This window comes from Actinoplanes aureus (genome assembly GCF_015704865.1).
In the GTDB taxonomy this organism is placed as follows: Bacteria; Actinomycetota; Actinomycetes; order Mycobacteriales; family Micromonosporaceae; genus Actinoplanes; species Actinoplanes aureus.
Genome location: NZ_JADQTO010000002.1, coordinates 1 through 25,631 on the forward strand (window position 1 = coordinate 1; position 25,631 = coordinate 25,631).

Genomic DNA, 25,631 nt, shown 5'->3' on the forward strand with positions numbered 1-25,631 from the left:
GCGTCCCGGCAATCAAAGATTGCCAAAGGAATCCTCAACCCATCGCCTAAACGACGGGCCGGGGTATTGCCATAAATGGCACTGGCTTATCAAGCACCCTGTTGAGTTCTCAAAGAACAACCGCACACCATCAAACCGAACCGCTTTCGCGGCCCGCCCTCCGGGGCACTCGTTCAACTTTACTAGGCCTTCCTGGCGGTGTCAACCGGTTGATCCCGGTTGGTGCCGATCTAGCCGAGTAAGTCCCCCGAACCCAGCCCACAGCGAAGCCGTGGTCTCGAATCGGAGGATTTGGCAGGACGGCCGCTGCGGATCGCTCCGCTCGCTCGCCCGTTTCCCTGCCGGCTCGCAAAACATTACCCGCAGGTTTCCGCCCCCTCCAAACCGGGTCCCGGTGTTCCGCGTCTCCCCAGCTCAGCGCTGGGAAAACCGCCAGATCGGGACGTCACGGACGGCGTACCTCGACGTGGCCGTCCCGGACTCGTACGGGGAGGAGCGGCTGATCGTTGGCGGCGGGGCCGTGCACGACCAGACCGTCGGTCAGGCGGAAGGTGCTGCCGTGCCAGGGGCAGACCACACAGGCGTCCGAGCCGCTGCTCTCCACGTCACCCTCACCGAGCGGTCCGCCCTCGTGCGAGCACCGCTCGATCAACGCGGTGACCCGATCTCCCTGCCGGTAGAGCAGTACCGAGACGTCACCCGCTCGGCGTACGGCTGGTTTGCCCTCGGGGAGGGAGGAGAGGGAGCTGACCTCGGTCCACTCCTCCGGGACACGAGATACCTCGGGAGCGGCGTGGCTGATTCCGGCGCCTTGGGCGTACGAGAGATGTCCGCCCAGATAGGCACCTGCTCCCGCGACCGACAGACCGGCGAAGGCCAGCGTCCTGCCTTGCGCATGCCGCCCTCGGATCCGGGCCACCAGCGAGCTTGCGTAAAGGGTGACGGCGACCGCGTTGGTCGCGGCGTGCACCAGGCCCACCCTCCGCCGGTCTTTGGTCATGTCGGACCAGTCCACCCAGCCGGCGATGGCGGCGGGCGCGACCCCGGCGGTGCCGGCGGCGATCAGGGCGGTAGCCGCCTTCCGGCTCCCCGGGACGAGTCGTTCCGGGAGCAGGTCGAGGATCGCCGCGGAGATGAACGCGCCGACCGGGACCTGCACCAGGACCGGGTGCAGTGGGTGCCCCAGCCAGGTTCCGTGCAGGAGATCCCGCAGGGTCCGTGGCCGGACCACGCTGGTGACCGCCGCCTGGATCCGGTCGCTGGCGCCGTCGAGCGCTTCCGCCTGTTCGAGCCGGGAGAGTGCCTGCCGCAACATGCTTAGGCGGTTCCCCTCTAAAGGCCACCCAAACGCGGACGGCGACACAAGGGCGGCCGGCCAAACAAACGCGGACGCGACACGAGGAAGCAGGCCACACGCGCACGCGATACGAGGCAGCCGGTCAAAGGCGGACGCGACACGAGGAAGCAGGCCACACGCGGACGGCGGCAGAAGACGGCGACAGAAGACAGCCAGCCGGATGGCGACCATGGGCCGGCACGCCGGCGGGTAGGCATCCGGCAGCGGAGCCGGCCGAGGGCCGGCGGAGCCGCGGAAGGGAACGACGATGAGCGCCGTCTCGGTGGATCGGCTACGGCCGGGAGATCACGCCTGCCTGACCTTCTCCGATCCGGATGAGCGGCTGGATCTGCTCGCCGGCTTCATCGGTGCCGGCCTGGCCCGCGGCGAGCGGGTGGTCTGTTACTCCGAGGCGATCGGCGCACGGGATCTGCGCCGGCACGGCCTCGACGGCGCGGAAGCCGTCGTCCACCGCGAGCGCCTCTGGGACCCGCAGGCCGGCCCGGACGCGAAGGCCATGGTGGCCGGTCTGGCGGACGAGCTGGGGCGGGCCGGCGACGCGGGCCTGCGGATCACGGCGGACATGTGCTGGGCGATGCGTCCCCGGGCGGGCGCCGAGCAGTTGCTGGCGTTCGAGAACGAGGTGGGCGTGCTGTTCGCGACAGGGCGGCTCACCGCGATCTGCGAGTACGACCGGGAGAGCTTCGATCCGGTGACCCTGGGGTACGCGGCGCGCGTACATCCGCGGACGGTGGCCGCGACGGTCTATCACGAGGACGCCCGACTGCGGATCTGCCGTCAGCACGTGCCGCCGGGCGTACGGGTCAGCGGTGAACTGGACGCCGCCGCCGGAGCGGAGGCGCTGGCCGACGCCCTGGCCGAGGCGGTTCGCCTCGACCCGGACGTGCATGTGAACCTGAACCGGGTGACCGACCTGGCTCCCGGGGCCGCCGCCTGCCTGATCCAGGTGGCGAACGCTCTGCCGCTGGGGCGGCACATGGTCGTGACCTGTCCCGCCCCGATCGGGCGGCTGCTGGCCGGGGTGCCGAGCCTGAAGGTTCTCAGCCGAGAGCTTTGAGGGCGTCGCCGATCCCCCGGTGGAAGGTGGGGTACGCCCAGATGGTGCTGAGCAGCGTCGAAACCGGCACCTCGGCGTGTACCGCCACGGAGAGCGCGCCGATCATCTCGCCGCCCGCCGGTCCCGCCGTAGTGGCGCCGACCAGCACACCGCGGTCGTGATCGGCGACGACCTTGATGAGACCCTCGTTGCCCGGCCCGTGGATGAAGCCGCGCGAGGTGGCGGAGAGCGGCACCTGGCCGACGCGTACGTTCAGGCCGGCGTCCCGGGCCTGCTGCTCGGTCAGGCCGACCGCACCGATCTCGGGGTCGAGGAAGGTGACCCGGGGACGGGCCCGGTAGTCAGCGCCGGGGCCGCCCTGACCGAGGATGTCGCGTACCGCGATGTCGGCCTCGTACATCGCCATGTGGGTGAAGTTGCCGTTGCCGGTGACGTCGCCGACCCCCCAGACGCCGTCGGCCGCGCGCATGCGTTCGTCGGTGGTGAGGAAACGCGCCGCCGGGTCGAGGCCGATCCGGTCGACGCCGAGGTCGCGCAGCCGCGCCGTACGCCCGGTGGCGACCAGCAGTTTCTCGCCGGTGAGGGTGCTGCCGTCGGAGAGGGTGACGATGAAGCCGTGGTCGTAGCCGACGTTCGTCGCACGCACCCCGGTGTGCAGGCTCACCCCGTCGGCGGTCAGCACCTTGCCGGCCAGCTCGGACGCTTCCGGTTCCTCCATGGCGAGCACCCGGTCGGCGCCCTCGATGACGGTGACCCGGACCCCGAAGCGGGCGAAGGCCTGGGCGAACTCGCAGCCGATCGCTCCGCCGCCGAGGACCAGCAGCGAGCTCGGGAGAGTGGGTGTCTCGACCGCGTCGCGGTTGGTCCAGTACGGGGTGCCGGCGAGACCGTCGATCGGCGGGATCACGGCCGCGGTGCCGGTGGCGATGACCAGGCCGCGCGTCGCCGAGTACTCCTGCTCGCCGACGCGGACCCGGCCGGGACCGGTGATGGTTGCCGTGCCGCGAACGAAGGTGCCGCCCTTGCCGGTGAACCGGTCCACCGCGACCTTGTCGTTCCAGTCGTCGGTGGCCTCGTCCCGGATCCGCTTGGCGACCGGCGCCCAATCCGGGTCCACTGTGGCCGATCCGGCCAGACCGGGGATCCGCCGTGCCTCGGCCAGCGCCGTGCCGGCCCGGACCATGATCTTCGTGGGGATGCACCCCCAGTACGGACACTCGCCCCCGACCAGGGTGTTCTCGACACCGACCACGGTCAGCCCGGCCGCAGCCAGCCGGCCGGCGACCTCCTCGCCGCCGACCCCGAGGCCCACGACCACCACGTCTACTTGCCGCTCTGCGCCCATGGGCTCCAGCTAAGCACTCGAGCCACCCGCACCGGACGCGGGGCGCAGGGCCCGCCGGTTGAACGTTTTGACGGACGCAACCTCCGACGGGCCCCACCCACACCCGCCCGGGCACCACCGGGCGGAGGTCAGGGTCGCAGCCAGACCGCCTCGTCCCGGTGCGACTCCAGCGGATCGGGATAGTCGAGGCTGCGGCGGACCGGCTCGGGGAAACGCCACGGCTGGTGGACGGCCGCGCCGTCGATTCCCTTCAACTCCGGTACGTAGCGACGAACGTACACGCCTTCCGGGTCGAACCGGAGCGCCTGACGAATCGGGTTGAACCGGCGGTAGGGCCGGGTGTCGTTGCCGGTGCCGGCGACCCACTGCCAGTTGCCGGAGTTGTTCGGCACGTCCCCGTCGAGCAGCCAGCGGAAGAACCAGTCCACACCGATTCGCCAGTCCAGGCCGAGGTGCTTGGTGAGAAACGCGGCGGTGATCAGCCGGGCCCGGTTGTGCATCCAGCCCTCGGCACGGAGCTGGCGCATGCCGGCATCGACGATCGGCACCCCGGTCATCCCGTCCTGCCAGTGCCGGCGGGCGTCCTCGTCGTAGCGCCAGCCGGTGTCCCCGGACGGCCGGTAGGGCTCGGTGGAGATCTTCGGGAACGCGTTCACGACCTGGTAATAGAAATCGCGCCAGCAGAGCTGGCGGACGAAGGCCTCGGCACCACGCGACCTGGCTGCCTCGGCGACAGCGAGTGGGGAGACACAACCCCAGCGGAGGTACGGGCTGAGTCTGCTCGTACCGTCGGCAGGAAGATCGTTGTGCGCGTCCGCGTACCCCTCGATCTCGCGCAACCAGGCACTCAGCCGGCGCATGCCGATGGTTTCGCCGCCCTCGGCGGCATGCGGTGACTCGCCGTGCGGGACCGTGGGCAGGTTTCCGGTCGCGACACCATCCGGCAGCGTGATCCGGCTCGGTGCCGGCACCCCCGCCCGCCAGTCCGTCGCTGACCAGGCCCGGAAGTACGGCGAAAAGACCTTGTACGACTCGCCGCCCCCGCCCGGCCGCACCGCGCCGGGCGGAACCACCGTCACGCCGGGTGTGATCCGCAGCTCGGTCCGCTCGCTTTCGCAGTCGTCGCGCAGGCGGCGCTGGCGTCGCCGTGCGTAGCCGGTGACGTCGCCGGCGACCGTGACCCGCTCCGCGCCGGTCTCCCGCGCCAGGCGCATGGTCTCCGTCACCGGGTCGCCCTGCCGGATCACCAGGTCGCCACCCAGCCCTCGCAGCGATTCGCGCAGGTCGGCCAGGGCTTGGTGCAGGAACCGCAGCCGGTTGGCGGAGAGGCCGGCCAGTCCCGGGTCGAGCACGTAGAGCGGAACGATCCGGTCCGCACCGGCGAACAGCGGATTGTCGTGCACCCGCAGGTCGCGGGTGAACAGAGCGACGGTGACGCCCATGTCAGGCCGCGATCCAGACCGGGGTGCCGGGCCGGGTGAGCAGGCTGCGCACGGCCACCGCGATCCGTCGCTGGTTCGGCACCGTTGCGCGCCGGGAGAAGACGTCGTAGTCGGCCGCCTCGATCTCGGTGAGGATGCCGCCGTAGAGCTTGAAGGCGGTACGCATGCAGGCCTGGGAGGCCGGCTCGAGCAGCGGGATGCCGGGGGCAGCGGCAGCGTAGTGCTGGCGGGCCCGCGCCACCTCCGCCTTGATCAGTTCCTTGATCGCGGGGGTGGCGACGCCCCGCTGGAGGATGCGGCGGGTCACCCCGTACTCCGAAAGGTGTTCCTCCGGCAGGTAGATGCGGCCGCGCTGGAGGTCCTCGGCCACGTCCCGGATGAAGTTGGTGAGCTGGAAGGCGATGCCGAGCTGGCGGGCCGGCTCGCGGGCCGCGACCGGGTCGGTGGAGCCGAGGATGGGCAGCATCATCGTGCCGATCACCGCGGCCGAGCCCTCCATGTAATCCAGCAGGTCGTCGTAGGTCTGGTAGCCGGTGACCGTGATGTCCATCGCCATGCTGCGCAGGAACTTCTCGAAGTCGGCGAGGTCCAGGTCGAACACCGCAATGGTGTGCAGCACGGCGGGAAGCAGCTCGTCGTCGACCTGTTCGCCACGCAGGCCGGCCATGAACCGCTCGGACCACGCGGTGAGCAGTGCGGCCCGTTCGGCGGACGGCCGAGCCTCGGTGCGGTCGACGATTTCGTCCGCATATCGGGTGAATCCGTATAGGGCGTGCACATGCCGACGCTTCCATCCCGGTAGCAACCGGGTCGCCAGGTAGTACGTCCGCCCGTGTTGTCGATGCAGTTCACGGCAGCGCGCATAAGCGGCTGCCAGATCGGTATCCATCCCAGGCCCCTCGGCTAAATCGACGCACGAATCGACGCAAATTCCAGAAGTTAGGGTACGGTACTGAGCGTGGCCAATCACACCCTCGAGGGAAATCGGCTCGAAACGATCCCCCGCCAGCCGGTCTCACAGCCTGCGCTGATCAATGCCGTCGAGGGGACGCTGGCCGACTTCCTCGCCTGCCAGATCGCCGCCCTCGACGCCGTCGACCCGGCTCTGGGCGGATTCGCCCGGACCGCTCGTGACCTGGTCATGGCCGGTGGCAAGCGGCTCCGGCCGACGTTCGCGTACTGGGGGTGGCGCGGCGTGACCGGCGCCGCCGAGCCGGTGGAAGTGGTTCTACCCGCTCTCGGCGCGCTCGAACTCATGCACACGTTCGCCCTGGTCCACGACGACCTGATGGACGAGTCCGACACCCGGCGCGGCCGGCCCACCGCGCACCGGCTCTTCGCCGCTCAGCACGGCGCCAAGTTCGGTGGATCCGCCGCGATCCTGATCGGGGACCTCTGCCTGGTCTGGGCGGATCAGTTGCTGGCTCGTACCTCGCTGCCGGCCACCACCCTGCTGAACGTCCGCGCCTGCTACGACCGGATGCGGATCGAGGCCATCGCCGGGCAGTACCTCGACGTGCTCGGTGAGACCGACCCCGACTCCTGGTCGGTGGAGCGCGCCCTGGTCGTCGCCCGGCACAAGACGGCGAGCTACACCGTGCAGTGGCCGCTCGGATTCGGGCTCGCCCTGGCCGGCGGCGATCCCCGGCTGGAGGAGGCGTACCGGGAGTACGGGCTCGCCGTCGGGGAGGCCTTTCAGCTCCGGGACGACATGCTCGGCGTCTACGGGGATCCGGCGGTCACCGGCAAACCGGCGGCCGACGACCTGCGTACCGGCAAGCCCACCACCCTGCTGATGCTCGCCCACCAGCTGGCCACCGCCGAGCAGCGGGCCGAGCTCACCACAGACCTCGCCGGAGCCGTCATCCCCGCCGAGGGCTCCGGCGAGCTGAACCCGATCGCCCGGCGCGCCCGGCTCATCACCGAGACGGGCGCGCCGGCGCGGGTCGAGGAGATGATCCGGGCACGGGTCGCCGAGGGCGTCGCCGCTCTGGCCGATGCCCCGATCCACTCGGACGTGCGTACCGCTCTGGTCGAGCTGGCCACCGCGGCGACGCAACGACCGGCATGATGAGACTCCTTCTCCCCCCGAATCCTTTGGAGCCGTGACGTGCGTACCGTGACCGGAGCCACCGACCGAGTCGTCGTGGTCGGTGCCGGCCTCGGCGGTCTGGCCTGCGCGCTGCATCTCGCCGCGGCCGGACGCCAGGTCACCGTGGTCGAACGCGAGCCGATACCCGGCGGCCGGGCCGGCCGCCTCTCGATCGGCGGGTACGAGTTCGACACCGGGCCTACCGTGCTGACCATGCCGGAGCTGATCGCCGAGCCGCTCGCCGCGGTCGGCGAGAAGCTGAGCGACTGGCTCGAGCTCAAACCGCTGGACCCGGCGTACCGGGCGTTCTATCCGGACGGTTCCACTCTGGACGTGCGTACCGACACCACCCGGATGGCGGCCGAGATCGCCCGGGTCTGCGGCGCCCGGGAGGCCGACGGGTACCTGCGGTTCGTCGACTTCACCCGCAAGCTGTGGCAGCTGGAGCGGGATCACTTCATCGGCCGGAATCTGGACACCCCGGCCGACCTGATGAACCTGAACCTGTTGAAGCTGCTCGGGATGGGCGGATTCCGGCGGCTCCAGCCCAAGATCGGCGAGTACTTCCGGGATCCACGGACTCAGCGGATCTTCTCGTTCCAGGCCATGTATGCCGGTCTGGCCCCGCACGACGCGCTGGCCATTTACGCCGTCATCGCGTACCTCGACTCGGTTGCCGGGGTGTACTCCCCGGCCGGCGGCATGCATGCCGTGCCGCGGGCGCTGGCCGGCGCCGCCGAGAAGCACGGCGTCACTTTCCGCTATGACACCACTGTGGAGCGGGTGACCACCGCGCACGGCCGCGCGACCGGCGTGCTCACCGCCGGCGGCGAGCACATCCCGGCTGACGTGGTCGTTCTCAACCCGGACCTGCCGGTCGCATACCGCGACCTTCTTCCGCCGCGGCGCCGGCGGCGCCCGCTGCGCTACTCACCGTCATGCGTGGTCCTGCACATCGGCTCCAACCAGGCCTATTCCAAGATCGCACACCACAACATCCATTTCGGTACGGCCTGGAAGGGCACCTTCGACGAGGTGATCCGCAAAGGTCTCCTGATGAGCGATCCGTCCCTGCTCGTCACGAACCCGACGCACACCGACCCGGCCGCCGCACCCGAGGGAAAGCAGACGTACTACGTGCTCGCGCCCGCGCCGAACCTCAAGTCCGGACCGATGAACTGGCGGGGTGGCCTCGACCGGCGCTACGCCGACGAGCTGCTGCGCGTACTGGAGGGCCGCGGCTACATCGGCTTCCGCGACGGCGTCGAGGTGCAACGGATCATCACCCCGGCCGACTGGGCGGACGACGGCATGGCCGCGGGCACACCGTTCGCGGCCGCGCACACCTTCGCGCAGACCGGCCCGTTCCGCCCGTCGAACCTGCACCCCTCGCTGGGCAACGTGGTGTTCACCGGGTCCGGCACACAACCCGGCGTGGGCGTACCGATGGTGCTGATCTCCGGCAAGCTGGCCGCCTCCCGGATCACCTCCCGGACAAGCGCGTGACGGTCCGGGAGTCCCATCTGGTCGAGCTCGTCGACGAGCTCGGAACGGCACTCGGCTCGGCGACCGTGCAGGACGCGCACGAGGCACCAGGGCAACTGCACCGGGCCTTCTCGGTCTTCCTGATCGACAGCGCCGGCCGGGTCCTGCTCCAGCAGCGGGCCGCGGCGAAAACCCGCTTCCCGCTGCGCTGGGCCAACACCTGCTGCGGGCACCCCGCGCCGGGCGAGGACCCCGCGGTCGCGGCCGGACGCCGGCTCACCGAGGAACTCGGCGTCCCGGCGGTGCCGATGACCGAGGTCGGGGTGTACACGTACCAGGCCGAGGATTCGATCACCGGGCGGGTCGAGCACGAGTACGACCACGTGCTGGTCGGGCGGATCCCGGAAGGCACCGAATTCCGGCCCGACCCGGCCGAGGTGGCGCGCCTGCTCTGGGTGGTGCCGTCCGACCTGGCCGAGCGCATGGCGGGTGATCCGGAGTCGTACGCGCCCTGGCTCGGCGGGGTCACCGAACGTCTGCTGGAGTCACTTTCACCGGAGCGGCCGGGTGGCAAATGACGGCCTGAGCGCCGGCGCCGCCGCACGCCGTCTCGGCGTCGCGGTGACCACCTTGCGGACCTGGCATCAGCGCTACGGGCTCGGCCCCAGCCGTCACGAGCCCGGACATCACCGGCGGTACACCGTCGAGGACATGGTCCGCCTCCAGGTCATGCAGCGGCTCACCGCGCAGGGCATCGCCCCCGCGGAAGCCGCCGCGTGGGCGCGCCGGTCCGCCACCACCCCGGAAGCGGTGAACGCTGACGGCCCGGTCGGCGACGGCCAGACGATCGCCCTGGGCAGCCGGGCCGATCCGGCGGCTCGCGGCCTGGCCGATGCCGCCATGCGCCTGGACGGCCCCTCGATGCGCCACATCGCCGAAGAGGCGGTGACCGGCCGCGGCGTCGTACCGGCCTGGAATCTCGTGATCATGCCGGTGCTGATCGGCATCGGCGAGCGCTACCAGGCCACCGAGCGCTTCGTCGAGGTCGAGCACCTGCTCTCCCGCACGATCACCGAGGTCCTCGCCGGGGTGCCTCGGCCGCCCCGGGACCGGGCACCGCGCGCTCTGCTGGCCGCCGCCGACGAGGAACAGCACACCCTGCCCCTGGAGGCGCTCGCCGCCGCGCTGGCCGAGAGCGGGGTGCCCACCCGGATGTTCGGGGCTCGAGTGCCGCAGCGGGCGCTGCTGGACGCCGTGAACCGGACGAGGCCGGCTGTGGTGGTGCTCTGGTCCCAGCTGCCCGACACCGGTGATGTGAAGCAGTTGGAGCGGCTGCTGGGCGTACCCCACCCACCCCTGATGATCGCGGCGGCCGGACCCGGCTGGCCCACCGCCGACCTACCGCCTCAGGTGACCACGCTCGGCAACCTCGCCGACGCAGTCCGTGCCGTCACCGCCGCTCTCGCCGGATAAGGTCGGCGTTTCCGCAGGTCAGAGACACGCGGCAAGAAAGAGGGATACCGATTTGGAGACCGCTCGGTCGATCACATATGCTTTGCAGGCCTCAAGCGGGGCGGGCCAAGGCCAAGAGCACTGCCGATCGCACAACCAGGGCGATATGCAATGATGGCGGAGCGCCCTCATCGTCTAGTGGCCTAGGACGCCGCCCTTTCAAGGCGGTAGCACGGGTTCGAATCCCGTTGGGGGTACTGGTAAGTTGGTGGAGTGATCCGCTGACAAGCCGGAGCAAGACAGTTACATAGCAAGGTCCTGTGGAGCAGTTGGAGTGCTCGCCGCCCTGTCAAGGCGGAGGTCGCGGGTTCAAGTCCCGTCAGGACCGCAACACCAACCACGGCCAGGTAGCTCAGTTGGTACGAGCGTCCGACTGAAAATCGGAAGGTCGGCGGTTCGACCCCGCCCCTGGCCACCAAGCCTCTCGCCGGGCTTTGAGCGTCGTCCACCTGCGGAAACGTATGGTGGGCGTTCTGCTTTCCAGGGTCTTCCCGGCGCCTCGCCGCAGGCTGGGAGCCGCGTCGAAGTGATGGCTCCTTCCGACTCGCGCTGACGGACTGATCGCTGCCTTCGTCTCGATCCGATTGCTCGTTGATCGCCGCGCCGCACAACACATCGGGGTCCGCCGGCATTCATCAAGAAGAAGCGAGGGCATCGAGAGGGGACCGACCGGATGCGGTTCGAGGAGTTCGCCGGTGCGCGCCTGCCGTCTCTGCTGCGGTGCGCCGTGCTGCTGTGCGGTGACCCGGAAGAGGCGAAAGATGTGGTCCAGGAGGCACTGGCCCGCGCTCTCGTCAAGTGGGACAAGATCGGAAAACTAGAGGAACCGTACGCGTACGTGCGGCGCATCGTCACGAACGAGTTCCTCTCCAGACGCCGCCGACGACGGATCCGCACTGTCCCGCTCACCTCGGACCAGGACTGGCCCGCTCCGGCCGGCCCCTCCACCGGCGAGGGTGACGAGCTCTGGCGCATGCTCGCCGAACTTCCCCGCCAGCAACGAGCCGTGCTGGTGCTCCGCTATTACGAGGGCCTGAGCGATCAGGAGATCGCCGAGACGCTGGGGTGCCGGTCGGGCACAGTTCGGGGGTACGCCAGCCGCGCGCTGGCCGCCCTGCGCATCGAGATCACCAACGACCAGACCTCGGGGGGCGCTGCAATGACCACGCTCGACGGGTTGCGCCGGACCCTGGAGAACCGGGCCACGACGGCACCGGACAGAGCCGGTCTCGTACAGGCGGCGCAGACCCGCGCCGCCCGCATCCGCCGTCGGCGCCGGATCACCAAGGTGACGTTGGCCGCCGGGCTGGCCCTCGTCGTCGCCGTGGGCACACCCGTCGTGTTGCACCAGCGGCGCGCCACTCCGCCGCCGCCCGCGATAGTGCCGGACCGGGCACGCTCCGGCGCCGAGATGACCCTGGCCATCAGCCCGGACGCCGGCGCCGTGCTCGGTGCGTACGGCGTGAGCCGGAGTGCCCAATGGCAGGAGGTCTCGCTCTCCACGTCGACCGGCGAGGAGTTCGACGCCACCGTCATGGTGTACCCGGCCGGCAGCCCGGATCGGAAACAGTCCTCCCATGAGACCGTCGAGGAGACGGAGGTGCAGGGTCTACCGGCCCGGTACTTCCGCACCGAAGGCAAGGAGGAACTGGTCTGGCGGACCGCCGGCGGCGACCGGATAGACGTCACCCACGTGTCACATCCTCTCCCGGAGGCGAGTCCGGAGGATGTGGACACCTCCGACCGGACCGCGATGCAGAAGATCGCCGAGGCGGTCCGGTTCGAAGCCCCCTGGAAGGTCAAAGCGCCGATCCGGTTCGGCACGCTCCCCGATGGGCTGCACTTCGACGGGATGAGCGTGCACAGCACGCAGCCGGAGCGGATCAACATCACAATGTCTCTGTCCTTTCCGGACAGCGAGCCGAACGACAGGCGACAGATCGATGTCAACTTCGGCTACGGGGACGTCACCCGCTACTCCCGGCTCAGCCCGGTGCCGGACATCAATGGCCATCGTGCCCGGTACGGCTCGTACCCGGAGGGCAAACGCAACCAGCTGGTGGTGCAGGTCGGCAGCTGTACGGTCGAGTTCCTCACCAGCCCCGGCATGACCGAGCAGCAGATCCGCGATCTCGTCGCCTCCTCCGAGATCATCCCCTGCGAGCAGGTGGACGCCTGGGTCCCCCCGATCGGCTGATCACCAGGGTTGGTTGTACTCGCAGCTGACCGCTACGTCCTCGGGGTCCCGGGTCTGGCAGTTGTCGCCGGTGGCGGTGAGGTTCGCGCCGCCGTCGAGGGTGTCCAGGCCGTCGCCGTACCAGCCGGTGCTGAGCAGGTCGTCGCCGGCTTCGCCGTAGACGGTGTCGCGGCCGGTGTCGCCGTCAAGGCGGTCGTTGCCCGCGCCGCCGCGGATGATGTCGTTGCCGCCGTAACCGGTGATCGTGTTGGCCGCGGCGTTGCCGGTCAACCGGTCGGCGCCGTAGCCGCCGGTGATGTCTTCGACGTCCGCGCCGACCGTGTCGCGTTCGCCGGCCTGCCCGTCGTCACCGGCCGCGCCGTCCAGGTCGACGGTCAGCGGCTTGGTGTAGCCGAAGTAGTCGACCACGTCCCGGCCCGCACCACCGAGGAGGACGTCCGCGACCGCGCCGGCCGAGTCGTAGTCGCCGGCGAGATAATCGTCGCCGGCGCCGCCCTCGAGCCGGTCCGCGCCCATGCCGCCGCCGAGCGAGTCGTTTCCGCTCCCGCCGAGCAGCGTGTCGTTGCCCTGATTACCGACCAGATTGTCCGGGCCGGCCGTGCCGGCGAGACGGTCGTTGCCGCTACCGCCGGTGAGGCCTTCGACGTCCGTGGCGATGGTGTCACCCTCGCCCTTGGCTCCGTCGTCGCCGGTGACGCCGTCGATGTCGGCGCTGATCGACCTGGTACGCCCGTCGTAGTTGACGAAGTCCTGGCCGCCGCCCCCGCTGAGCAGGTCGGAGTCGGACGAGCCCCGCATCGGGTCGATGCCTTCCTCGATCCGGTCGTCGCCCGCGCCGCCGTACACCTTGTCGTTGCCGTGCTGACCGAAGAGGTGGTCGTGGCCCGCCTCGCCGTAGAGCCGATCGTTGCCGTCGCCGCCCTGGAGGTTGTCGTCGTCGTTGCCGCCGTACAGACGGTCGGCCGACTCTCCGCCGGAGACGTAGTCCCGGCCGGCGTTGCCGTACAGATAGTCGGCACCGGCGTCGCCGTAGAGGCTGTCGTTGCCGCCGCCGCCCCAGACCCGGTCGTTGCCGCTTTCGCCGCGCAGGCGGTCGCCGCGCACACCGCCGGTGAGGCGGTCACTGCCGGTACCGCCGTTGGCGGTCATCGGCAGGTCGGTCCGGTTGGTCACCGAGTCGTTCCGGGAGCCGAGGTACACCGACACCCGGGTGGGTGCCGTCCTGGTGGTGCAGCGGACCTTGGTCTTGTCGCCCTTGACCGCCTTGCAGCCTTTGCCGGCCTTGACCGCGACCTGGTCGTCGATCGTGATCGTTCGTCCGGAGCGGGTGACGACGACCTTGTTCTGCTTGCCGGTCGCGGCCTTGTACTGCACCTTGGTGCCGCTCACCGACCCGACACCGGTGGAGGCGGCCTGCGCCGGGGTGGCCATGGCGCAGGTGACGGCGACGGTGGTGAGCAGAGTGAGGCCGGCCCGGCCGTACGCCTTGGTCATCAGCGCTCGCACCGGACCGCGGTGTCGCCCTTGCCCCGGGAACAGGTGTCGCTGTTGGCGCCGCCGTCGAGGCGGTCGGCGGCGGCCGGCTCGTCGAAGCCGTACAGGACGTCGTCGCCGGCCTCGCCGTACACCTGGTCGCGGTCCGAGTGACCGTCGAGCTCGTCGTTGCCGCCTCCGCCGCGGATGGTGTCGTTGCCCAGCCAGCCGCGGATGTAGTTGGCGGCACCGTTCCCGGTCAGCGTGTCGTTGCCGCTGCCGCCCTCGATCCGCTCGACGTCGGCGCCGACGAGGTCCTTCTCTCCGGGCCGGCCGTCGTCGGCGACGCCGTCCAGGTCGACCCGCACCGCCTTCAGGTAGCTGCTGTACTCGACCGTGTCCACGCCGACTCCGCCGAGCAGGACGTCAGCCGAGATCTGGTCGGCGGACTCGTCGCCGTGGAGGGTGTCCGCGTCGGCTCCGCCGTCGAGATGGTCACGTCCCTGGTAGCCCATCAGGATGTCCATCCCGGACTCGCCGTGGAGCTTGTCGTTGCCGGACTCGCCGAACAGGACGTCGTCGCCGGAGCCGGCGTACAGCATGTCGTTGCCGGTCGAACCGTGCAGCGTGTCGTTGCCGTCGCTGCTGTTGACATAGTCGTTGCCACTGCCGGCGTCGATGTAGTCGTTTCCGGCGCGGCCGTAGATCCGGTCCGTCCCGGTGCCGCCCTTGATCCGGTCACCGCGGGCACCGCCGAGAATGCGGTCGCCGCCGGTGCCACCGTCGGCGGTCATCCGTACGTCCGTGCCGTTATCGATCTTGTCGGCCCGGTCGTACGTGTAGACCAGCACCCGGGTCGGCGCCTTCGCCGGCGTGCACCGGACCAGCGTCTTGTCACCCTTGACCGCCTTGCAACCCTTGCCCGCCCGGACCGCGACCTGGTCGTCGATCGTGATCGTGTTGCCGGAGCGGCTGACGACGACCTTGTTCTGCTTGCCGGAGGCGGCCTTGTACTGCACTTTGGTGCCACTGACCGAGGCGACGCCGGTGGAGGCCGCCTGCACGGGCGCGGCGAGCGCTCCGACCGAGACGGTGGCGAGCAGAGTCAGGCCGACACGGGAGGGCCATGCGGAGCGGGCCATCGAGATCCTTCCCCGGAAACCGGCGACCGGAATGATCGCGCGACCACAAGATCATAGAACGATACCGTTCCGACCCGCCGCCCCAGGCATCGAGAAGTTTCCCCGGAACAGAAAAAAGCCGACCGGCGAATTCGCCGGTCGGCTTTCACTACATGCGTTGCCGATCAGCGGCGCAGGACCGCCAGGCGCCGCTCGATCTCCGCAGCGTCGAACCCGGTGGCCGTGCCCGCCGCAGCAGCCGCGCTGGCGCCGTCGACGATCTCGCAGCCGGAGAGGCTGCCGCCCGCGAACACGTGGCAGAAGTCCCGGTTGGCGCCGCCGTTGACCTTGTCGCGGGCGCTCGCGTTGCCGATCGGCTCGTTCGTCACCGTGTCGACGCTCTCACCCACGAGGAAGTCGTCGCCGGCCTCGCCGTAGATGGTGTCGTTGCCCGAGCCACCGAGGGCGGCGTCGCTGCCGGAGCTGAGGGAGATCTTGTCGTTCCCCGCCTCGCCGGCGACGGCGTCGTCACCCGCGCCGGTGTTGATGACGTCGTGGCCGGTGCCGCCCTCGACGAGGTCGTTGCCGGCACTGGAGCTGATGTAGTCCGCACCGGACTCACCGAAGATGGTGTCGGCACCGCCGAGGCCGTACAGGTAGTCGGCACCGCTGCCGCCCTGGAGCTGGTCGGCACCCGAGCCGCCGTAGAGCCGGTCCTTGCCCGAGCCGCCGCCGGCCAGCAGGTAGACCCCGGTCTTGTTCTTGACCCAGTCGTTCTTGTCGCCGAGCGCGGCGGTGATCTTCTTGGTCTTCTTCTTCGTGGTGCACTTGACCTTGGTCCGGCTGACCGACTTGCAGCCCTTGCCGGCCTTGATCGCGACCTTGTCGGTCAGGGTGACCGTGCGGCCCTTGATGGTGATGGTCAGGCCGTTGGCCTTGCCCATCAGGGCACGGAACTCCACCGTGGAGGACCCGACGACGCGGGTCAGGCCCGCACTGGCCGCCTGGGCCGGCGAAGCCATCACGGCGGTGGAGGCGACTGCCGCGGCGGTGGCGCCGAGCAGAGCCAGGGTCTTGCGATTGAACAGGAACATGCGATTCCCCCGTTGGCGTTCGGTGATCGACTGTGGAGCCTAGGCGCGGCATGCAAGCCCGCTGGCCGGTGATATCTCGAACCGGCACTCTCAGAACGGCACCGTATCGACGCGTTGCCCGGGAAGACTACACATAGGCGGCCGTCGAGATCAAGGCGATATGAACGACAGGAGAATTCCGAAGAGAAGACCGGCAGCGCCCAGTACGATGCCGCCGACCGCCTGCACCCGGCCCGTCGGCGGACGCCCCGACCGCGCCCAGCCCTCGGCTCGGCGCAGGCCGATGACACCCCAGATCAAGGCGATCGCCGAGGGCAACAGCAGCGAGCTGAGGACCAGCCCGGCGATGCCCACGATCAGGGCGTGCAGAGCCGGTGAGTTTCTGCCCTCCGCCAGGTCGGCACCCGCCTCACCGAGCCCCCACCGGAACCGCCGGGACGTCACCGCCGGTGGCCGAAGTGACATCACGAAGGGTGCCGGCTGGACGTGGTCCGTCCACCGGAAACCGTCCCACCACCGCTGTTGCGGCGCGCCGGCCGGGTCGGCGTACCAACCCGCGGGCACGGCGGTAGCGGTCGTGTCACTCATCGTCGTACTCCGGGCACTCGGCGGGACGGTCCGGAGCTGATCGGGCGGTGCGTACCCGGGTTTAGGGATTACGCCGGGCCGGCTCGGCGCCTCTTGAAGGCCGCCGCCCCGTCAATCAGAGTGTTATCGGGATCGATCAGCAGAGCGTGGCGAGGAGACGACGTCGTGCACACCTTCATGAACGAGGCCGAGCAGGCGGCCTTCACCCTGGCGGAGGCGCTGAGCGAGAAGGCCATGACCTGTATGAAGTACGCGGAGGAGGCTGCCGAGGCGTTCCGCGGCGGCCGGATGGCGATGCGGCGGCAGTTCAAGTCGCGCGGACTGTCCGAAGCGGAGGCGGACATCCGCTGGGCGGGCACCTCGCAGGCGTCCCGCTCGATCGCCGACAACGACTTCTTCATGTCGCAGGCGTCGATGTACAACAACGCCGCCGCCGCGCAGTACGCGAAGGCGCTCTACCTCAAGATGAAGTGACCGCGCCGCCGCCGAGATGGGCGTTCTGCCCGGCCCGGTAACCACGTGATCGGCCACTGCCCTGCAACCGCCGCGGCGGCAGCTTGGCCAACTGCGGATACGCGTCGTCGCGCCGCCGCTCGACCAGATCGGTGCGGTCGACCAGCACCAGCTCGGCGCCGGGCGTCTCCGCGGCCGCCGACCGCTCGGCGGCCCAGAGCCGGGCGCTGATCGCCTGGCTGTAGCCGACCAGCCAGGAACGCCGGTAGGCGGCCGGGTGCTCACCCCACGGCACCGCGCTGGCGGCCAGGCCGTGCGCCGCCTGAACCAGCAACGACGTGAAGAGCAGCTCGACCCGTTCCAGGTCGGCCGCGTGCCCGAAGAGATGGCTGCGCGCCAGACTCCGCCGGTCCAGGTGCACCACGCGGCAGCGCAGCGGCGCGGCCACCGCCGCGAGCAGCCCGGCCTTGTCCCGCGCGTACGGCGGGTCGATGGTGAGGACCCGATCTCCGATCGGGTCGGCCGCCGGATCGGCGACCGCGAGCATCGCCTGGTCGACGCCGTACTTCGCGATCAGGTCGGCGGCCTTCTCGGTGAAAGCCTCGGCCTCGTCGGGGGTACAGGCCGGATCCTCGGCCATGGCGAGCAACTTGCGCACGCGAGCAAGCAAGGCATCAGACATGAGGGGTACGCGTAAAGCCCGCTCACGCAGCCCGATGACGCAGGGTGGCGACCGTGGATCCGGCGAGCGCCAGCAGACAGTCAGGCAGTCGCCCGTCCGCGATCGCGGCACCGAAGAGCGCTTCGCCGGTGGGGAAGTCCCCGTTGACGTAGGCGCTGACGAACCGGGCAACCCAGCGCTTGTCATACCGCGCGTCGTCGATCCCGGGGAATTCCAGGGTCCAGGCGCCGCCCGGCGGCACCTGACCGACCATGGTCGCCGCGAGGCACCAGGCCACGTCCCACGCCCCGACGACGCCGTCTCGATCGACGACCGCGTCGAAGGTGTCAGCGACGGCCGCGCTGTCGCCGGTGAGCGCGCATCGCAGGATCTGCGCGGCGTCCTCGAACGCGTCCTGTGGTACTTCGGTCACGCAAGAAAAGGTACGTGCAACCGTCAAGGAATGCTCGTCGACGAGGTAATTCAGGCACCACGGAGCAGACACGTGATGCGAGCCGTGCAGACCCGCTCGCCGGCCTCGTCCGTGATGACCACCTCGTACGTCGCCACCGCCCGGCCCCGGTGCACCGGGAGAGCGGTGCCGGTCACCAGCCCGGAACGGGCCGCCCGGTGGTGGGTCGCGTTGATGTCGACGCCGACCGCGAACGGCCGGTCCACGGTTTGCCCGTGCAGCACCGCGCCGACCGAGCCGAGCGTCTCGGCGAGCACGCAGGAGGCCCCGCCGTGCAACAGCCCGTACGGCTGGGTGTTGCCTTCGACCGGCATCGTCCCGACCACGCGCTCAGCGGAGGCCTCGGTGATCTCGATGCCCATCCGTTCGGCAAGCGCGCCGCCCCCGTTGCTGGTGAACAGGTGCTGCATGCCGTCTTCCGCGATATCCACGTCGGCGTACGTTACCGGCGCTTCCGAGCCGGACCAGCGACAACCGTCACAGCCGGGTTGACTGATCAGGCGATCATCCGGGTACTGACGGGCGATCGTGCCGGACCGACCGGCTGGAGGAGGAGCGTCGTGAGCGAGCCGCAGGAGATCATCGAGACCCGCGGGGAACACCGCGTCGACCTGGTTACCAAGGACGCGAACGGTGACGGCCGGACCGATGTCTGGGTCTCGGACACCGACGGCGACGGCAAACCGGACCTTTACCAGTTCGACACCGACGGCGACGGGAAGGTCGACATCACCATGGTGGATCTGAACGAGGACGGCACCCCGGACGTGGTCGTCGACGGTGACGGCGGGCTGCCGCCGCGCGCCTGATCAGCCGCCGCCCAGGGCGGACAGCGCGACCCAGAGCACGGCGATCGCCACGGCGGTGGTGCCGACCGTGGAAGCGGTGTGCCGCCACGAACGCGTGCCCTCCACGGCCTCCGGGTGTCCCAGCTCGACGAGGGCGGCCCGGTGTTCGCGTACCTCGGCACAGGGTGCGCTCGTGGAAGCCGAGGCCCGGCTCAGCTCGACGGCCAGCCGGGCCTGGGCGCGCTGCAGACGTCGTACCGCCGTGCGGCCGCGGCGGCCCACGTGCGCCGCGGCATGCCGGCGGGCCGCCGCCCGCCGCGACCCGGAACCGAGCACCCGCAACTCAGCCGCCGTGATCAGCTCGGGGTCGCGCAGCGTCGCGAGCTTGGCCACGTAGTAGGCCGCCTCCTGGTCGTGGGCACGCCGGACCAGGAAGAGGATGAGCAGCAGCGGCGGCAGGCCCTTGAAGACCAGCACCGCGAGCAGGGCCAGCGCACCGTCGCCCAGTCCGTCCCGGAAGAGCGGCGAGTTCCACAGCACGTGCGAGGCCCAGGCCCCGATCAGGGCGAGCCCGGCCATCGCGAACCGGTGCCCGCGGGTGCGATCCAGCTTCACCACGAGGTAGCCGATGCCCGCGCCGGCCAGCGCGCCGAAGAGGGTGTGACTCCAGATGCCGGCCAGGAACCCGCGTACCAGGAACGTGGTGACCACCGGCTGCACCTGGTCGCCCTGCCCGGCCATCGCGACCGCCCCGATCGCGAACACCACGTCCTCGACGATCTGGAAACCGAGCCCGACCAGGGCGCCGTAGACGACCCCGTCGAGCACGCTGTTCACCTGCGCCCGGGCGATCAGCACGATGGCGACCACGCCGAGCGTCTTGGCGATCTCCTCGACCGTGGGACCGGCCAGGGCGGAACCCCAGTTCGCCGCGAGGCCCGGCGAGCCCAGCTTGGCGATCAGGTTCTCCAAAGCGGTGCTGCCCGGGATCGACACGGTCGTGGCCACCAGGCCGCCCCAGGCGAAGGCCAGGACCCGCAGGCTGGGCGGCTCGCGCTCGAGGAAGTCGAGCTCGGAGACGAAGAGCCAGAACGGTACGGCGAGCAGCGCGAAAAGCAGGATCGCGGTGACCGTCGCCACCGGGTACACGTCGAGGAACCGGCCGGTGATCTGCGAGATCCGTACCGCACCGGCGGCCAGCAGCGTGGCCACCACCCAGAAGGCGGGCTGACGGGTGAGCGCGGCCGCCCGGACAGCGCCCGGACGGACCGGCGAGCTCATCGGCGGCCCTCGAACCGCAGGGTACGAATGCTCGCGTCGATGGCCGGCAGGGTCCGCCCGAGGTCGAGGTCGGCACCGGTGACCGTGACCTCGATGGTGAACCCGTGCGCGACGAAGACCGCGTACCGGCCGCCGCGGTCGCCGGCGGTGTATCCGCCCTGGATGCCGGCCAGCCCGCTCGCGGTCGAAACGGCGAGCTGGGTGCCGGTGACCTGGTAGCCGGATCTGCCGGTGATGCGCTGGCGCAGGCGTACCGCTGCGGCGGTCAGGTCGCCGTCGAACGGCTGGACGGCGATCGCGTACTGCACCGGGCCGAGCCGGAACAGCGCCGAACCCTGCTCCTGACCGGGCCGGGTGCCGGTGAGATCGAGGGTGGCGCGCGGCGGCGGAACTATGGTGACGCCCGCACCCACCTCGTACGGCTCACCGGCGGCGACCGGACGCTCGGCCGGGACGGCCCGGTCCAGGCGCGGCAGCCCGAAGGCGAGACCGGCGAGGATCAGGACCAGAACGAGGGCGAGGGGCAGCCCGATGGTGCCGGGGAGATCGGTGCCCTGACTCCGCGTAACCCTCCCCATCCGTCCAAGTTAACGGCGGTTCCGAGCTGATGTCCGGAGAACCTGGTCGCTGACCACTGTGGATGGTCGATCAACCTGGCACATTACGCATTTGTCCGTTTTACCGATAGATGCTGTGACGGCACGACAGCGGTAAGCCATACCCCGTTGTCGCTGCGGTGGAAGACGTGTCCCGCACCGGCCATCACACCCGCCGCCACGCTGAGTACGACGACATCCGCCGCGCGCCGGCGACCGACTGTGATCGCGGTCGGCACGTCGATCGAGAGGTGCACGTGGTGCCGGCTGCGCGGGCGGAGCCCCTCCCGGAGGATCGAATCCAGGTTCGTCCGGGGCGTGCCGTGGAACAACTCGGCTGGCGGCACGGCCGGCGGCAGTTCCAGGTCGACCGCGACCCGGCGGGAGTGGCCCTGGCTCGCGCGGATCCGGTCCACGCCGTCCGGGCCGGGCGAGACCGCGAACCGCGACTTGTCGTTGCCCGCCACCACGACGTCCAGCTCGGCCCGGGTGATACTCAGAGCGGCGAGCAGCACCGGGACCGGCACCCAGCCGTTCGCGTCGAGCGTCAGGCCTGCGGTTTCTGGCCGGTGCCGCAGCACCAGGGAGAGCCGCTTGCTGAGCCGCACCTGGTCACGGGTGAGCGGCGGCGTCATCCGGCCAACTCCATGACCGCAAGGTAGTACGGCCGATCCCGGTCGTCGATCGATTTCAATCGCCACGCGGTGCCCACCAGCAGGTCTTCCAGCTCGGTCGCGGAGCAGTTCAGGTAGTCGAACCACTCGGTGGCGAGCTCGCGGTAACGCAGCCGCAGCCGCAACTGGCCGCCGAGCCGGCCACGCTCGATGTTCCGCCGGTGGTACGCCACGTGCAGCGAGTCCCGCGTCCCGTACGGATCAGTGCCCTGCGCCACGATCCGGGCCCCCGGACTGGCCAGCCGTGCCAGGGCGGCCAGGAAGACCGGCGCCCGCTCCGGGCCCTCCAGCAGGCCGAGGTTGTTGCCGAGCAGCAGGAAGGTGTCGTACCGGACGCTGGCCCGGGAGAACTCGTCGACCGTGTTCAGCACGGTGTCGTGCAGGCCCCGCTTGCGGGCCACCTCGATCGCGCCGAGCGAGGTGTCCAGACCGGTCACCGCGAAGCCCCGGCGCTGCAACTCGAGCGCCGACCGACCGGCGCCGACCCCGACGTCGAGCACCCGGCCACGGCACAGGCGCAGGGCGCGGTGGTCGTACGGCTGCCAGGCGTCCGGTTCGTCCAGGTAATGATCGGCGGGTGCGCCGTTGATGAGGCCGTCGTCCCGCTCGATCACCTCGATGACCGGCCGGGGCAGCCGTCCACCGGCCAGCGGCCTCGGCCCGATCCCGGTGCGCACCGCGTACGCATCCCGGATCATCTCGCCGAAGGCGTCGCCGATCACCGGTGGGTCCATGGTCACTACTCTTGAGGACATGGCCGCACTGGAGCAACTCGGGTCGGAGAAGTACGTCCTGCTCACCACGTTTCGCCGGGACGGACGGGCGGTGCCGACCCCGCTCTGGGTCGTCCCGGACGGCGCCGGCCTGGGCTTCTGGACGGTGGCCGGCAGCGGCAAACTCAAGCGTATCCGCAACAGCGGCCGGGTCACCGTGACCGCGTGCGACTTCCGCGGCAATCCGGCCGGCGAGCCGATGGAGGCCACCGCCCGGATCGGCGATCACGCCGACCGGCTGCGCATCGGCGAGAGCATCAAGAGGAAGTACGGCCTGGTCGGCCGCCTGACCATGCTGGGGAGCCGACTCCGCCGGGGAATCGACGGAACGGTCGCCGTGCTGGTCGACTGACTTTCGGCGTACCCGGAAAAAGCAGCCGGCGCCGGGATCAGCCGGCGCCGGACTGGGGGTTGTTCAAGAACGAAGAAGGGGCGATCGCCTTCCCCAGCGCTCGCCCCTTGCAACGATTTCAGTCGACTTGCTCAGTCGCCCTGACGCTGCGTCGGGATCTGGCCCTGCAGCAGGGCACGAACCTCCGACTCCCGGTAGCGACGGTGGCCACCCAACGTGCGAATTGCGCTGAGCTTGCCCGCCTTTGCCCACCGAGTAACGGTCTTCGGGTCGACTCGGAACATCGACGCCACCTCGGCCGGCGTTAGTAGCGGCTCAGGATCGTGCGTACGCGATGCCATCGGTCACTCCTCCACAGGTGCCTAAAAACATCGGCCGGGGTCCCGCCGGCCGGTGCGTCTCTCATGGTCCGGCTAGTCCCCGATGTCCGACATGGGCCGAACGGACGAACGTCCCCAGATAGATGGATGAAGCATGCCCGATTTTTGCGTGTTTTCTACGCCAGATAGTGTCTCGTTTAGTCCGATTATCACGGTTCGCCAGACGGTGATTACGAAGAGTGTTCGCTTCGGGAGCGCTCTCCGTCGTTGGGATATCCGCCCGTCTGTCCTATTTCCGCAGGTCAGTTGCATCGCTCCAGAAGCTGGACCAGACGCCATCGCGCGACCAGCTTCTCGTACGCCTCACTGGCTGACTCAGCGTCACCGCGAGAAAGTGCCGAAAGTCCGGCTGCCACCAGTCCGGGGGAATCGTCCTCCGCAAGGCTGTCCTCCGGGAGGAGGTTGACGAGGCCGCCGTAGTCCAGCTCCACCACCGAACGCGGATGGAACTCCTCCAACCAGCGAGTGCCCTCCTCGACCGCCTCGGTGATCGGGGCGTCGCCCAGCGCCTTGCGCAGCACCGAGACCGCCCGGTGCGCCCGGCGGCGGGCCTTGGAGATCTCGGTGCGATAGCGCAGCGTGCGCCGCCGGCCCGACAGCGAGATTTCCCGCTCCTCGAGATCGACGAAGGCGAACCACCGCAGCGGCACGCCCCAGGTGGCGATCTGCTCGTGCACCCGCGGCACGCCCTGCTCCAGGACCTTGGCGCCGCTGCGCCAGTCCTCCACCACGGCCTTGGCCTGACCGGCCAGGACCGGCGGTACGAAGGCGTCGGCGAGCACCGCGGGCACACCGTCCCGTGCGTTCAGAGCGGCTTCGGCAACCCGCAGGCGCAGGTTCCACGGACACACCAGAATGGAGTTGTCCCACTCCAGCACGTACGCCTCGTCCGGCAGATCGGGCAGGCGGGTCCAGCCCGCGCCGAGCGCCTCGAGGACGGCGGTGCGCTGCCGGACGGGACCCTCGATCGGCCCGAGATCACGGCCTTCGCGCGCGTACTGGCGCCAGAAGGTTTGCCGGTCCCGGTCGAAGGCGGTCAGCGGTTCGTAAACCCGTAGGTACGACGCGAACAGTGACGGCACGGCGCGATCCTTTCACGAAATCGGCCGGGTGGAACTTCCCGCGCGGACGTAATCGCCCCGGCATCGCCGCGACTACGCTCGCAGTTGTCCGGCTCACCCCGCCGGGCATCGTGGCCCCACGAAGGCCGAGTCAGATCAGGAGAACAAGAGATGGGTGTGTTCGACACCGACGGCAGTGAAGCCACCGGGCACGAACAGGTCGTCTTCTGCCAGGACCGGACTTCCGGTCTGAAGGCGATCATCGGTATCTACTCGACGGCGCTCGGACCAGCGCTGGGTGGTACCCGCTTCTACCCGTACGAGAGCGAAGAGGCCGCGCTCGCCGATGTGCTGAAACTGTCCCGCGGGATGGCCTACAAGAACTCCCTGGCCGGTTTGGATCTGGGCGGCGGCAAGGCGGTGATCTGGGGCGACCCGGTCCGGGACAAGAGTGAGGCGCTGCTGCGGGCGTACGGGCGCTTCGTCGAGTCGCTGCGCGGCCGCTACTACACCGCCTGTGATGTCGGCACCTACGTGCCGGACATGGACGTGGTGTCCCGCGAGACCCGGTACGTGACCGGCCGCAGCGTGCAGAACGGCGGCGCCGGTGACTCCTCGGTCCTCACCGCCTGGGGCGTCTTCCAGGGCATGCGCGCCGCCGCCGAGCACACCTGGGGCAGCCCGTCGCTCAGTGGCCGTACCGTCGGCATCGCCGGCCTGGGCAAGGTCGGCAAATATCTGGCCGGCCACCTGATCGGCGACGGCGCCACCGTGGTGGCAACCGACGTGAACCCGCTGGCCCTGGAGTGGGCCCGGACCACTCACCCGGAGATCCAGATCGTGGCGGACACCCAGACGCTGATCGCCTCGGACATCGACGTGTACGCGCCGTGCGCGCTCGGCGGTGCCCTGAACGACGACACCGTGCCGGTGCTGCGCGCCAAGGTGGTCGCCGGCGGCGCCAACAACCAGCTGGCCCACCCCGGCATCGGCAAGATGCTCGAGGACGAGGGCATCCTCTACATCCCCGACTACCTGCTGAACGCCGGCGGCGTCATCCAGGTGGCCGACGAGATCCAGGGCTTCGACTTCGAGCGGGCAAAGCTGCGGGCGACCGGCATCTTCGACACCACCCGGCGGATCCTTCAGCTCGCCGGCGACGAGGGTGTGCCGCCCGCCGTCGCGGCCGACCGGCTGGCCGAGCGACGCATGGCGGAGGTCGGCCGCCTTCGCTCGATCTACCTCGGCTGAACCGGTTGTGCGGGGCTTGTTCGCGACGGTGGAGACCACGCGGGTGACTGGCCCGATCGGCCGCTCAGCGGGGGTCGCGAACAAGCCTCGGTGGCTGCCGCGCGGCGCTGGAATGAATGAAGTGCG

27 protein-coding genes and 3 tRNA genes are annotated in these 25,631 nt (G+C 70.0%); 13 read left to right on the top strand and 17 right to left on the bottom strand.

Annotation, left to right across the window (positions count from 1 at the left end):
- Positions 1-445: 445 nt before the first annotated feature.
- A complete protein-coding gene (locus I4J89_RS02875; protein WP_196412245.1) occupies positions 446-1,315 on the bottom strand; it encodes a Rieske (2Fe-2S) protein in 870 nt (289 codons plus the stop codon).
- Positions 1,316-1,604: 289 nt separating this feature from the next.
- On the opposite strand from I4J89_RS02875, the gene I4J89_RS02880 reads away from it, so the two are divergent.
- The gene (locus I4J89_RS02880) at positions 1,605-2,414 is read left to right on the top strand and encodes an MEDS domain-containing protein (protein WP_196412246.1); all 810 of its coding nucleotides are present in this window, start codon (positions 1,605-1,607) and stop codon (positions 2,412-2,414) included.
- Here I4J89_RS02880 and I4J89_RS02885 read toward each other — a convergent pair.
- From I4J89_RS02885 to I4J89_RS02895, 3 genes are all read right to left on the bottom strand, one after another.
- Positions 2,398-3,759 carry a dihydrolipoyl dehydrogenase family protein gene (locus I4J89_RS02885; RefSeq protein WP_196412247.1) on the bottom strand — a complete coding sequence of 454 codons (1,362 nt, stop codon included), beginning with the start codon at positions 3,757-3,759 and terminating at the stop codon, positions 2,398-2,400. The genes I4J89_RS02880 and I4J89_RS02885 overlap by 17 nt on opposite strands.
- Before the next feature lie 128 nt (positions 3,760-3,887).
- Entirely contained in the window at positions 3,888-5,201 is a 1,314-nt protein-coding gene (locus I4J89_RS02890) for a cryptochrome/photolyase family protein (protein WP_196412248.1), read from the bottom strand.
- A 1-nt stretch (position 5,202) separates the two neighbouring features.
- Positions 5,203-6,090, bottom strand: a complete 888-nt coding sequence (locus I4J89_RS02895; protein ID WP_196412249.1) for a phytoene/squalene synthase family protein — start codon at positions 6,088-6,090, stop codon at positions 5,203-5,205.
- A gap of 69 nt (positions 6,091-6,159) precedes the next feature.
- Between I4J89_RS02895 and I4J89_RS02900 the strand changes: the two genes are divergently transcribed.
- The 8 genes from I4J89_RS02900 (at position 6,160) to I4J89_RS51395 (ending at position 12,487) form a co-directional block, all read left to right on the top strand.
- On the top strand, positions 6,160-7,272 hold the full coding sequence (locus tag I4J89_RS02900; protein ID WP_196412250.1) for a polyprenyl synthetase family protein: 1,113 nt from the start codon (positions 6,160-6,162) through the stop codon (positions 7,270-7,272).
- Between the two features lie 39 nt (positions 7,273-7,311).
- A complete protein-coding gene (gene crtI, locus I4J89_RS02905; RefSeq protein ID WP_196412251.1) occupies positions 7,312-8,799 on the top strand; it encodes a phytoene desaturase family protein in 1,488 nt (495 codons plus the stop codon).
- The gene (idi, locus tag I4J89_RS02910) at positions 8,796-9,356 is read left to right on the top strand and encodes an isopentenyl-diphosphate Delta-isomerase (RefSeq protein WP_196412252.1); all 561 of its coding nucleotides are present in this window, start codon (positions 8,796-8,798) and stop codon (positions 9,354-9,356) included. Before crtI ends, idi begins: the two co-directional genes overlap by 4 nt.
- Complete coding sequence (locus I4J89_RS02915) at positions 9,346-10,251, top strand: MerR family transcriptional regulator (RefSeq protein ID WP_196412253.1); 906 nt, start codon at positions 9,346-9,348, stop codon at positions 10,249-10,251. Before idi ends, I4J89_RS02915 begins: the two co-directional genes overlap by 11 nt.
- A gap of 163 nt (positions 10,252-10,414) precedes the next feature.
- A tRNA-Glu gene (locus I4J89_RS02920) sits at positions 10,415-10,487 on the top strand.
- A gap of 57 nt (positions 10,488-10,544) precedes the next feature.
- Positions 10,545-10,618, top strand: a tRNA-Asp gene (locus I4J89_RS02925).
- A gap of 13 nt (positions 10,619-10,631) precedes the next feature.
- Positions 10,632-10,708, top strand: a tRNA-Phe gene (locus I4J89_RS02930).
- A gap of 255 nt (positions 10,709-10,963) precedes the next feature.
- On the top strand, positions 10,964-12,487 hold the full coding sequence (locus I4J89_RS51395) for a SigE family RNA polymerase sigma factor (protein WP_196412254.1): 1,524 nt from the start codon (positions 10,964-10,966) through the stop codon (positions 12,485-12,487).
- On the opposite strand, the gene I4J89_RS02940 is transcribed toward I4J89_RS51395, so the two are convergent.
- From I4J89_RS02940 to I4J89_RS02955, 4 genes are all read right to left on the bottom strand, one after another.
- Positions 12,488-13,993 (bottom strand): calcium-binding protein, encoded by a 1,506-nt coding sequence (locus tag I4J89_RS02940; protein ID WP_196412255.1) that lies wholly within the window; start codon positions 13,991-13,993, stop codon positions 12,488-12,490.
- The gene (locus tag I4J89_RS02945; RefSeq protein ID WP_196412256.1) at positions 13,981-15,102 is read right to left on the bottom strand and encodes a calcium-binding protein; all 1,122 of its coding nucleotides are present in this window, start codon (positions 15,100-15,102) and stop codon (positions 13,981-13,983) included. The genes I4J89_RS02940 and I4J89_RS02945 overlap by 13 nt, the downstream gene beginning before the upstream one ends.
- Before the next feature lie 164 nt (positions 15,103-15,266).
- Positions 15,267-16,175, bottom strand: coding sequence for a calcium-binding protein (locus I4J89_RS02950; RefSeq protein WP_196412257.1), 909 nt, complete (start codon positions 16,173-16,175; stop codon positions 15,267-15,269).
- A 150-nt stretch (positions 16,176-16,325) separates the two neighbouring features.
- Entirely contained in the window at positions 16,326-16,763 is a 438-nt protein-coding gene (locus I4J89_RS02955) for a DUF2510 domain-containing protein (RefSeq protein ID WP_196412258.1), read from the bottom strand.
- A gap of 165 nt (positions 16,764-16,928) precedes the next feature.
- Between I4J89_RS02955 and I4J89_RS02960 the strand changes: the two genes are divergently transcribed.
- Positions 16,929-17,237, top strand: coding sequence for a hypothetical protein (locus I4J89_RS02960; protein WP_196412259.1), 309 nt, complete (start codon positions 16,929-16,931; stop codon positions 17,235-17,237).
- Here I4J89_RS02960 and I4J89_RS02965 read toward each other — a convergent pair.
- The 3 genes from I4J89_RS02965 to I4J89_RS02975 are packed head-to-tail and all read right to left on the bottom strand — an operon-like array spanning position 17,224 to position 18,759.
- The gene (locus I4J89_RS02965; RefSeq protein ID WP_309238164.1) at positions 17,224-17,874 is read right to left on the bottom strand and encodes a DUF2786 domain-containing protein; all 651 of its coding nucleotides are present in this window, start codon (positions 17,872-17,874) and stop codon (positions 17,224-17,226) included. The genes I4J89_RS02960 and I4J89_RS02965 overlap by 14 nt on opposite strands.
- A 46-nt stretch (positions 17,875-17,920) precedes the next feature.
- Positions 17,921-18,310, bottom strand: a complete 390-nt coding sequence (locus I4J89_RS02970; protein ID WP_196412261.1) for a hypothetical protein — start codon at positions 18,308-18,310, stop codon at positions 17,921-17,923.
- Between the two features lie 50 nt (positions 18,311-18,360).
- Positions 18,361-18,759, bottom strand: coding sequence for a PaaI family thioesterase (locus I4J89_RS02975; RefSeq protein WP_196412761.1), 399 nt, complete (start codon positions 18,757-18,759; stop codon positions 18,361-18,363).
- Positions 18,760-18,909: 150 nt separating this feature from the next.
- On the opposite strand from I4J89_RS02975, the gene I4J89_RS02980 reads away from it, so the two are divergent.
- Positions 18,910-19,158, top strand: a complete 249-nt coding sequence (locus I4J89_RS02980; protein ID WP_196412262.1) for a hypothetical protein — start codon at positions 18,910-18,912, stop codon at positions 19,156-19,158.
- Here I4J89_RS02980 and I4J89_RS02985 read toward each other — a convergent pair whose 3' ends face one another.
- From I4J89_RS02985 to I4J89_RS03000, 4 genes are all read right to left on the bottom strand, one after another.
- Positions 19,159-20,418, bottom strand: a complete 1,260-nt coding sequence (locus I4J89_RS02985; protein ID WP_196412263.1) for a PrsW family intramembrane metalloprotease — start codon at positions 20,416-20,418, stop codon at positions 19,159-19,161.
- Positions 20,415-20,996: a hypothetical protein gene (locus tag I4J89_RS02990; protein WP_196412264.1), complete on the bottom strand. Its 582-nt coding sequence runs from the start codon at positions 20,994-20,996 to the stop codon at positions 20,415-20,417. The genes I4J89_RS02985 and I4J89_RS02990 overlap by 4 nt, the downstream gene beginning before the upstream one ends.
- An 83-nt stretch (positions 20,997-21,079) precedes the next feature.
- Positions 21,080-21,649, bottom strand: coding sequence for an RNA 2'-phosphotransferase (locus tag I4J89_RS02995; RefSeq protein WP_196412265.1), 570 nt, complete (start codon positions 21,647-21,649; stop codon positions 21,080-21,082).
- Positions 21,646-22,422 carry a class I SAM-dependent methyltransferase gene (locus tag I4J89_RS03000; RefSeq protein WP_196412762.1) on the bottom strand — a complete coding sequence of 259 codons (777 nt, stop codon included), beginning with the start codon at positions 22,420-22,422 and terminating at the stop codon, positions 21,646-21,648. The genes I4J89_RS02995 and I4J89_RS03000 overlap by 4 nt, the downstream gene beginning before the upstream one ends.
- A 19-nt stretch (positions 22,423-22,441) precedes the next feature.
- Between I4J89_RS03000 and I4J89_RS03005 the strand changes: the two genes are divergently transcribed.
- Positions 22,442-22,813 carry a PPOX class F420-dependent oxidoreductase gene (locus tag I4J89_RS03005; protein WP_196412266.1) on the top strand — a complete coding sequence of 124 codons (372 nt, stop codon included), beginning with the start codon at positions 22,442-22,444 and terminating at the stop codon, positions 22,811-22,813.
- A gap of 131 nt (positions 22,814-22,944) precedes the next feature.
- Here I4J89_RS03005 and I4J89_RS03010 read toward each other — a convergent pair whose 3' ends face one another.
- Positions 22,945-23,154, bottom strand: coding sequence for a BldC family transcriptional regulator (locus I4J89_RS03010; RefSeq protein ID WP_014687221.1), 210 nt, complete (start codon positions 23,152-23,154; stop codon positions 22,945-22,947).
- A gap of 281 nt (positions 23,155-23,435) precedes the next feature.
- The gene (locus I4J89_RS03015) at positions 23,436-24,275 is read right to left on the bottom strand and encodes a DUF8083 family protein (RefSeq protein ID WP_196412267.1); all 840 of its coding nucleotides are present in this window, start codon (positions 24,273-24,275) and stop codon (positions 23,436-23,438) included.
- A 150-nt stretch (positions 24,276-24,425) separates the two neighbouring features.
- Between I4J89_RS03015 and I4J89_RS03020 the strand changes: the two genes are divergently transcribed.
- Positions 24,426-25,505, top strand: a complete 1,080-nt coding sequence (locus tag I4J89_RS03020) for a Glu/Leu/Phe/Val family dehydrogenase (RefSeq protein WP_196412268.1) — start codon at positions 24,426-24,428, stop codon at positions 25,503-25,505.
- Positions 25,506-25,631: the final 126 nt, after the last annotated feature.

Excerpts from the sequence above, each read along its gene's own strand:
- I4J89_RS51395 (WP_196412254.1), top strand. The coding sequence starts at position 10,964 with ATGCGGTTCGAGGAGTTCGCCGGTGCGCGCCTGCCGTCTCTGCTGCGG.
- I4J89_RS02950 (WP_196412257.1), bottom strand. The coding sequence starts at position 16,175 with ATGTTCCTGTTCAATCGCAAGACCCTGGCTCTGCTCGGCGCCACCGCC.
- I4J89_RS02945 (WP_196412256.1), bottom strand. The coding sequence starts at position 15,102 with ATGGCCCGCTCCGCATGGCCCTCCCGTGTCGGCCTGACTCTGCTCGCC.
- I4J89_RS02890 (WP_196412248.1), bottom strand. The coding sequence starts at position 5,201 with ATGGGCGTCACCGTCGCTCTGTTCACCCGCGACCTGCGGGTGCACGAC.
- I4J89_RS02975 (WP_196412761.1), bottom strand. The coding sequence starts at position 18,759 with ATGCAGCACCTGTTCACCAGCAACGGGGGCGGCGCGCTTGCCGAACGG.
- I4J89_RS02895 (WP_196412249.1), bottom strand. The coding sequence starts at position 6,090 with ATGGATACCGATCTGGCAGCCGCTTATGCGCGCTGCCGTGAACTGCAT.
- I4J89_RS02955 (WP_196412258.1), bottom strand. The coding sequence starts at position 16,763 with ATGAGTGACACGACCGCTACCGCCGTGCCCGCGGGTTGGTACGCCGAC.
- I4J89_RS02885 (WP_196412247.1), bottom strand. The coding sequence starts at position 3,759 with ATGGGCGCAGAGCGGCAAGTAGACGTGGTGGTCGTGGGCCTCGGGGTC.
- I4J89_RS03020 (WP_196412268.1), top strand. The coding sequence starts at position 24,426 with ATGGGTGTGTTCGACACCGACGGCAGTGAAGCCACCGGGCACGAACAG.
- I4J89_RS02880 (WP_196412246.1), top strand. The coding sequence starts at position 1,605 with ATGAGCGCCGTCTCGGTGGATCGGCTACGGCCGGGAGATCACGCCTGC.
- I4J89_RS02990 (WP_196412264.1), bottom strand. The coding sequence starts at position 20,996 with ATGGGGAGGGTTACGCGGAGTCAGGGCACCGATCTCCCCGGCACCATC.
- I4J89_RS03010 (WP_014687221.1), bottom strand. The coding sequence starts at position 23,154 with ATGGCATCGCGTACGCACGATCCTGAGCCGCTACTAACGCCGGCCGAG.
- I4J89_RS02985 (WP_196412263.1), bottom strand. The coding sequence starts at position 20,418 with ATGAGCTCGCCGGTCCGTCCGGGCGCTGTCCGGGCGGCCGCGCTCACC.
- I4J89_RS03000 (WP_196412762.1), bottom strand. The coding sequence starts at position 22,422 with ATGGACCCACCGGTGATCGGCGACGCCTTCGGCGAGATGATCCGGGAT.
- I4J89_RS02995 (WP_196412265.1), bottom strand. The coding sequence starts at position 21,649 with ATGACGCCGCCGCTCACCCGTGACCAGGTGCGGCTCAGCAAGCGGCTC.
- I4J89_RS02875 (WP_196412245.1), bottom strand. The coding sequence starts at position 1,315 with ATGTTGCGGCAGGCACTCTCCCGGCTCGAACAGGCGGAAGCGCTCGAC.
- I4J89_RS03005 (WP_196412266.1), top strand. The coding sequence starts at position 22,442 with ATGGCCGCACTGGAGCAACTCGGGTCGGAGAAGTACGTCCTGCTCACC.